This is a genomic window from Syntrophorhabdaceae bacterium, assembly GCA_035541755.1.
Taxonomy (GTDB): domain Bacteria; phylum Desulfobacterota; class Syntrophorhabdia; order Syntrophorhabdales; family Syntrophorhabdaceae; genus PNOF01.
In genome coordinates this window covers 1-8454 of sequence record DATKMQ010000118.1, presented here as the reverse complement: position 1 = coordinate 8454, position 8454 = coordinate 1, and the positions used below count along the sequence as shown (strand labels likewise).

Here is an 8454-nt window from a genome sequence, read left to right as displayed (position 1 = left end):
CCCCTGCGACTCCAGGATATGGAAAGTTTCTTCCTTGTCGCCACCGACCTGACAGGCCAACACACGCTCGAACGGCAAATTCGCCAGTCCCAGAAGATGGAAGCAATCGGTACCTTAGCCGGCGGTATCGCCCACGACTTTAATAATATCCTTGCCGGCATGATCGGTTTTACCGAGATGGTGATGGAAGACATTGCCCCTGACAGCCCTGAGCATAAAAGATTGGAACTGGTGTTGAAGGGAGGCAAGAGGGGACGAGATCTCGTGAAACAGATCCTTGCTTTCAGCAGTCAGGGCGAGCAGGAGAAGAAACCCCTGGCTGTGAGTGAAATCGTTGAAGAAGGACTTAAACTCTTAAGACCCACGCTTCCGTCCACAATTGAAATCGTATCAAAGAGTCTCACCAATGATGACCGGATATTTGCCGATCTCGTGCAGATGCACCAGGTCCTCATGAACCTCTGTACAAATGCAGCCCATGCCATGCGGGAGAAAGGCGGGGTACTGGAATTACAGATCTCGAAAGTCGGTTTCACAGAGCACGATCCCCTGCCGTTTTCCGACATGGTCCCCGGAGAATATGTGGTACTCACCGTACGAGACACCGGCACGGGAATGACCCCCGATATCCTCGATCGGATATTCGATCCCTTTTTTACGACGAAGAAACCGGGGGAGGGAACGGGTCTGGGGCTTTCTGTTATCCATGGTATCGTTCAGAGACACGGCGGTTACGTGGCTGTCGAGAGTGAGCCGGGTAAAGGGACCACCTTCCGGGTGTATCTGCCAAAAATCGAGGAACAAGCCTTCTCCGAGGACAGAGAAGCCCCTGTGGCAACAGGGGGAAATGAACGTATACTTTTTGTAGATGATGAGGATATGCTTGTTGAATTGAATAGGCAGAGATTAACGAGGTTCGGCTACGAAGTTGTTGGCACTACGAGCAGTATGGACGCACTGGACATCTTCCGGAAAGACCCCGATGTATTCGATCTTGTCATAACGGACTACACGATGCCCAACTTGACAGGGATGGAGCTGGCAGCGCAACTGTTGAAAGTGAAACCCTCGATTCCGATTATTCTCTGTACGGGTGACAGCCAGCCCGTCACACCGGAAAGCGCACAGGACGCAGGAATCAACGCCCTCCTCATGAAACCTGCTGGCAGAGAGGGATTGGCCCAGACCATTCGCAACGTGCTCGATCAAAAGACGAAAGAATAATGAGAATGTCTGCACATCTGTCTTTATGTGCCTTGCAATCGCCACTGCCCGATACTACGTTACAAACCGTAATCCTCAGTTTTTCTTAACATGCCCAATGCGCGATTCGTAGGTGAAAGCCTTGACCAATCGTAATCGCAACTGATATTTCTTTCACGTACGAATCTTGCATTGGGCATACCACAAGAAATTGTGAATTATGTGTAGAAAGCGCAGTATAACAATATGGGCATCCCCAACATCTATATATAACTGTATACCTGTCCCGACATCAACCCCGCTGTCACACGATAGGCTGTTTTTCTGTCAGAGCTTTACCCGTTTGTAGAAGAACCGTTTCGCCACCTCTGCTGAAATGATATAGAGAACGACTATAAGAAGGAGCGTCAAGAGATATGGGAACGGTATCGGTGAAAATCCGAAGAGTGTTCCGAGAGGGGTATAAGGCAAAATGATTGTAGCGAGGGCTACAACAAGAGTGGCGGCCAATAAAGCCCCTCCCGGCTTGCTTTTCAGGAAAGGCCCGCGGGTGCGGATGACCAGGACGATCATGGATGCAGAGATAACGGATTCAACAAACCAGCCGGTCCGGAATTCTTTGACCGATGCGTGGAGGATGAGAAGAAGGACACCGAAGGTCAGATAGTCGAAGACCGAACTCAGTAATCCAAAAACAAGCATAAAATTACGGATGAACTTGATATTCCATCTTCGGGGTTGACCGAGCATCTCTTTGTCAACACTGTCGGAGGCGATTGTCATCTCAGGAAAGTCGGTCAACAGGTTCGTGAGGAGAATCTGTTTCGGGAGAAGGGGGAGAAAAGAAAGGAAGAGTGAGGCCCCCGCCATGCTGAACATGTTGCCGAAGTTAGCGCTGGTGGCCATGAAGACATACTTGAGGGTGTTTGCAAATGTTTTCCTCCCCTCCAGCACACCGTTTGTCAGGACGCGAAGGTCCTTTTCAAGAAGTACGATATCGGCCACCTCCTTGGCCACATCCACCGCGCTATTTACTGAAATACCCACATCGGCCGCATGTAGGGCAGATGCGTCATTAACGCCGTCCCCCATGTAGCCGACGACATTTCCTGATTTCCTGATGGCAAGAATAATGCGCTCTTTTTGGTTCGGTTCAATCTCAGCGAAGATATCCACATTGTTGACCCTCTTCATTAAGGCCTCATTACTCATCTCACGAATACTTGCACCGTTCAGTATAGTGCGGTTCGGGAAGCTCATACGCTCAGCGACACTGGCTGCGACAAGTTCACTGTCCCCGGTGATGACCTTTAGCGTGACACCCGATTCTTTGAGGGTTCTGATAATTTCCATGATGCCCTCCTTGAGGGGGTCAAAGAAGACGAGGAAACCAAGAAACGTCATATGGACCTCATCGTCTTTTGTAATAGAAGACTGAGAACCCACATACTTGTATGCAAGGCCCAGTGTCCTGAAACCCTTGCCGCTCAAGTTCCTGAACTGCTGATCGATTTTCTCCTGAAACACCCCTATGTCGGCAACCTTTCCACCTGGCGTTTCGACGGTTGAACACACGGCAAGCACATTTGAAAGGGCGCCTTTTGTGAGCATGAGATGGGTATTGTCCTTCACCACAAGTATAGTCAGACGCTTGCGGATAAAGTCATATGGCACTTCGTCAAGCTTACTCATATGTGAAAGGTCGAACTGCCGGTATTGGCGGATTGCCTCATCAAGGGGGTTTGCAAAACCTGTCTCGTACGAAGCATTGATGTATGCGTAGAGGATGGCCTTTTCACTCTCCTGCCCCTCTACATCGAGGACGGTGTGTAATTGTACCAAGCCCTCGGTCAACGTACCGGTTTTATCGGAACAGAGGACATTCATGCTCCCGAAGTTTTCGATCGATGCAAGTCGTTTTACAATAACCTTGCGATCAGCCATCCGTTTCGCCCCATGGGCGAGGTTGATGCTGATAATGGCCGGAAGAAGCTGCGGCGTGAGCCCCACCGCCAGGGCAAGGGAAAAAAGGAACGACTCTAATACAGGACGATGGAAGTATACGTTGATGGCAAAGATCGATATGATGAGTATCAGTGTGACCTCTAACAGGAAGTAGCCAAAGTGACTGACACCGTGTTCAAACTCCGTTTCCGGCGGCCTGTATTTAAGCTGGTCGGAGATCTTGCCAAACTCTGTATCCATACCGGTGCGGACAACTAGCGCCTTCCCGCTGCCGCTCACAACGTGGGTACCCATGAAAAGTGTGTTTGTTCTCTGGCTGAGAGGAACTGCCTGATCAAGCGTCCCTGCGTCCTTATCCACCGGGAAGGTCTCCCCGGTCAGTGTTGCTTCGTCAACAAATAAGTCTTTGGATTCAAGAATCAGACAGTCGCCGGGTATGATGTTTCCAGCGTTCAACACGACGATATCACCGGGGACTATTTCCTCAATGGATACCTCCTTAATATCCCCTTCCCGGAGTATTGTTGCCCTGATCTGGACAATGGATAGGAGTTTCTGGACTGCACTGGCTGCTCCCTTTTCCTGCCAGAAACCGAGTAGACCGCTAATCAAGACTATTGCCAGTATGATCAACGCATCGGTTGCATCATGCAGCAAAAAAGAGAGCCCTGTCGCAAAAAGTAATATGATAATTATGGGACTCTTGAACTGTGCGAAGAGAAGAGCGAGAGCATCATTTCTTTTCTTTTGTTTCAGAGTATTGTAGCCATAGGCTCGAAGCCGCTTTTGTGCCTCGGTCCAGGTTAAGCCGCCGAGGGTTGTTTGAAGTCCGGCGGCCACGTCATCCGGGGACATGGCCCAGAAGGCATTCAATCCGTTTGCTGATTTACTCATGCTTGAATCATTATAGTTATTCCACACGTTTTATACAATGGCGTATATAAAGGAGCACCTTTGCAATAATATCCTGTAATGATATTTCGTTGAGCGCGGATTATCCTAAATGAAACGTCTACTATACAAAAACTATACAATCAAGGGGTAACGGACTAGATGGGATTTTGTAACTCTTTGATATTTATGGTAGGCGCACGGGGTTTTGAACCCCGGACCTCTACCGTGTCAGGGTAGCGCTCTCCCCCTGAGCTATGCGCCTATTATGATGGGATTTTATAACAAGCGGCTCACCCAAAGTCAAGCACTTAATGAGGCCGAGCCATAGGCGGTGATCTCCCGCCCCACCTCTATTTCTTAAAGACCACATTCCCTTTCGCATCTGCGTCGAGAGAGACTGCATCGCCATCTTTCACTTCCCCTTTCAAGATCATGAGTGCGAGGTTATCCTGGATTTTCTTCTGGATAAGTCGTTTGAGCGGCCGCGCACCAAACACCGGGTCATAGCCCTCCCGTGCTATCAGGTTTTCAAGCTTCGCGCTGTAAGTCAGTGTGACGTTTCGCTCAGCCGCTCTCTTTGTGAGATACGCAAGCTGCAGCTTCACGATCTCTTTGATGTTCTCCTGAGAGAGAGACCTGAAGATGATAATGTCGTCGATCCTGTTTATGAACTCGGGTTTAAAATGTCCCTTCACCGCCTCGGTAACGCGCTTCTTCATCTCATCGTAGTCTTTATCCGTGAGGTCCGTAATCCATTGGCTGCCGATATTCGATGTCATGATGATGACCGAGTTCTTGAAGTCCACCGTCCTCCCCTGGCCATCGGTGAGCCTCCCATCGTCGAGGACCTGCAGGAGCACGTTGAAGACCTCCGGATGGGCCTTTTCCACTTCGTCGAGGAGAATAATCGAATAAGGTCGTCTCCGGATCGCCTCTGTCAGATACCCACCCTCCTCGTAACCCACGTATCCCGGAGGAGCACCGATCAAACGCGATACCGAATGCTTTTCCATAAATTCGCTCATGTCGATCCTCACGATGGCCTGTTCGTCATCGAAAAGGAATTCGGCGAGGGCTCTGGCAAGCTCCGTCTTTCCGACTCCGGTCGGGCCGAGAAAGAGAAAAGAACCCAAAGGACGGTTCGGGTCCTGCAGTCCTGCGCGCGCCCGCCGTATCGTATTGGATACGGCTTCTATGGCCTCATCCTGGCCTATTACGCGCTTATGGAGCCGCTCTTCCATATGGACAAGCTTCTCCATGTCTCCTTCAAGCATCTTTGAAACGGGGATACCCGTCCACTTGGAGACCACCCTGGCAATGTCCTCCTCGTCGACCTCCTCCTTAAGCATCCTGCGCCCCTTCTGGAGCTTAACCAGGTCATCATTTTTATTCTTGAGTTCCTGTTCCAGCCCGGAGATAAGTCCGTAACGGATTTCTGCGACTTTTCCGAAGTCGCCTTTCCTTTCGAGTTCATCGGCCTGCTTGCGCGCCGCTTCGATCTTTTCCTTGATCTCGTTGATACCCATAATGAAGTTCTTCTCCTGCTCCCAGTGCTTTCTCTTGTCCGTAACTTCCTCTTTTAATTCCTTGAGCTCCTGGTCCAGCTTCTTTCTCCGTTCCTTTGAAGCCTCGTCCTTTTCCTTTTTCAGCGCCTCGATCTCAATCTGGAGTTGGATGATCTTCCGGTCCACCTCATCGATCTCCGTGGGCACGCTGTCAATCTCCATCCTCAATCGTGATGACGCCTCATCGATAAGATCGATTGCCTTGTCAGGCAAGAACCTGTCGGTGATATACCGATGCGAAAGGGTGGCGGCCGCTATAATGGCCGGGTCCGTGATGCGAACACCATGGTGAAGCTCATATTTCTGCTTGAGCCCGCGAAGTATAGCGATGGTCTCCTCCACGCTGGGCTCGCCCACGTACACGGGTTGAAAACGTCTTTCGAGGGCCGCATCCTTCTCCACATATTTGCGGTACTCGTCGAGGGTCGTGGCGCCGATGCAGCGAAGTTCTCCCCTGGCGAGAGCTGGTTTCAGCATATTGGACGCGTCGACCGCCCCCTGGGCGCCTCCGGCACCCACAATCGTATGAAGCTCATCGATAAAAAGGATGATGGTGCCTTCCGCTTCATCGATCTCTTTCAACACCGCTTTGAGCCGGTCTTCAAATTCGCCCCGATATTTTGCCCCGGCAAGGAGCGCCCCAAGATCAAGGGAAAGGACCCGTTTGTTCTTTAGGGTTTCCGGGATATCTCCGCTAATGATCCTCTGGGCAAGACCTTCCACGATAGCCGTCTTTCCCACGCCGGGTTCGCCTATGATCACAGGGTTATTCTTAGTTCTTCGGGAGAGGACCTGCATGACACGGCGTACCTCTTCGTCCCGTCCGATCACGGGGTCAAGCTTCCCTTTTCGTGCTTCTTCCGTCAAATCTCTGCAGTACCTCTGAAGCGCCTGATACTTCTCTTCGGGCGCCTGGTCCGTTATCCTCTGCGTTCCTCTGATATCCTTAAGCACCGCGTAGATGCTGTCCTTGGTCACGCCGTGATTTTTGAGAATCTTCGAGGCCGCCCCGTCTTTTACCTCGCTCATGCCTATGAGGAAATGCTCCGTGCTTACATAGTCGTCCTTCAGACGTTCTGCCTCGGTGAATGCCATATCCAGGGCCTGTTTAAGATGTGGTGAAATATAGACCTGCGTTGAACCTTCCACGCGCGGCACCTTTTGCAGGGCCCGGTCGACTTCCCCCCCGATTGCATCGGGTTTTGCACCAAGTTTTTCAAGCAGGGGCCTGATGATCCCCTCTTTTTGTGTGACGAGCGCGGAGAGGAGGTGCTCGTTCTCAACGGCCTGGTGTCCCAGGGACTCGGCCTTTTTCTGCGCCTCAGATAATGCCTCCTGAGCCTTTATAGTCAGTTTTTCCCAGTTCATACCGTCACCTCATCTATACGTATTCATCGTCCATTTCAAGCGAAGGGCGGCTCTGCAATCCCCCCTCACGCTGTTCTCAAACCATTTGGTTTTCATAATATAATCACGATCTTTTGAAAATCAACCCGGTGCGTTACGCTCGCTTTCTCCGGTCGGCACCCTGATGCCGCGTGTCCGGTCACGCCTATTCGACGATGCTTCACTATTTACGCGGGATGAGGGTGCCGCAGCTTATTTCACCGGGTAATTCTCTCCAACTTGCCCGAAGCAATTATATCGTGTTACATATAGACATTACTTTACGCGGAGGCTGGCCATGGCATATAAAGAGATTCTTTACACTGTGGCGGATCGGGTTGCCACCATCACACTCACTCGGTCACCCCGTAGGCATGACCGGGGCACGCCTCATTGTGCCCCTGATACACGAGATGAGACGTAGAGGTGTGCGTTACGGTGGGGCCTCGCTCTGCGGCGGCGGCGGACCGTCAACCTCCATGATTCTGGAAGCGTACCCCGATTAGTTTGAGGGACAACAGAAGAATGCTGAGTCGCACTTAAAATGCGCCTGATTCGAGATAGGTAACGATCGTTAAGGAGATGATTTATGGCGAACGAGACGGTACTATTCGAGAAGGAGAAGGCGGTCGGGCTCATCGTCATCAACCGGCCGGACAAGAGAAATGCGTTGAACGTGAGCGTTTTTCAGGAACTCAACGAGATTCTCGGCAGGATTGAGAAGGACGATACAGTGAGGTCTATTGTGGTAACTGGCGCCGGATCGGCCTTTGTGGCAGGTGCAGATGTGAACGAGCTTCTTGCTCATGACACGCTTAACGGTTGGTCCGCTTCCCGTTTCAGCCATTCTGTCTTCAACCGGCTTGAGACGCTTCCCAAACCTTCTGTGGCGGCCATCAACGGAGTCGCGTTCGGAGGAGGATTAGAGCTGGCATTATCCTGCACGCTGCGGGTCGCATCAAAAGAAGCCAAACTGAGTTTGCCTGAATTAAGCCTCGGGATAATGCCCGGACTTGGCGGAACGCAAAGACTCATGCGTACTGTGGGCTACGCAAAGGCCATGGAACTTTTGCTCAGAAGCTTGATCATAGATGCCGCGGAAGCCCTGAGAATTGGCCTGGTACATGAGGTGACAAGCGGGGAAGAGGTACTCGGTAAAGCGCGCGAAATAGCAGAACACCTCGCGGGTTTGAGCCCCATGACGGTGCGCCTTACCATGGAACTCATGCGATACAGCCAGAATCAGGGATTCGAAACCGGATTGGCCATGGAGTCGGCCCTTGCGTCGTTAACCGTGTCGTCAAATGATGCCAAAGCACTGCTCGAGAAATTCCTGACCAGGGGAAAAACGAAGTGATGGGCCTGAGCCATTTCATAAGAAGGATCGATCAAGGCGCGAGTTCGTAGCGCAACTTTCAAAATCTTCGCACTTAAGTATTTA

General features: G+C 51.3%; 4 protein-coding genes and 1 tRNA gene. 2 read left to right on the top strand and 3 right to left on the bottom strand.

Annotation, left to right across the window (positions count from 1 at the left end; all coding sequences use genetic code 11):
- Positions 1 to 1224: ATP-binding protein (locus tag VMT62_12095; GenBank protein ID HVN97162.1), on the top strand; the 1224-nt coding region annotated here is incomplete at its 5' end.
- Positions 1225 to 1530: 306 nt separating this feature from the next.
- Here VMT62_12095 and mgtA read toward each other — a convergent pair.
- The 3 genes from mgtA to clpB all read right to left on the bottom strand — a co-directional run bounded on the left by mgtA (position 1531) and on the right by clpB (position 6995).
- Positions 1531 to 4062: a magnesium-translocating P-type ATPase gene (gene mgtA / locus VMT62_12090; GenBank protein HVN97161.1), complete on the bottom strand. Its 2532-nt coding sequence runs from the start codon at positions 4060 to 4062 to the stop codon at positions 1531 to 1533.
- Between the two features lie 187 nt (positions 4063 to 4249).
- Positions 4250 to 4324 (bottom strand) — tRNA-Val (locus VMT62_12085).
- Between the two features lie 88 nt (positions 4325 to 4412).
- Positions 4413 to 6995, bottom strand: coding sequence for an ATP-dependent chaperone ClpB (gene clpB / locus VMT62_12080; GenBank protein HVN97160.1), 2583 nt, complete (start codon positions 6993 to 6995; stop codon positions 4413 to 4415).
- Between the two features lie 607 nt (positions 6996 to 7602).
- Between clpB and VMT62_12075 the strand changes: the two genes are divergently transcribed.
- Positions 7603 to 8370, top strand: a complete 768-nt coding sequence (locus VMT62_12075; GenBank protein HVN97159.1) for an enoyl-CoA hydratase/isomerase family protein — start codon at positions 7603 to 7605, stop codon at positions 8368 to 8370.
- Positions 8371 to 8454 lie beyond the last annotated feature (84 nt).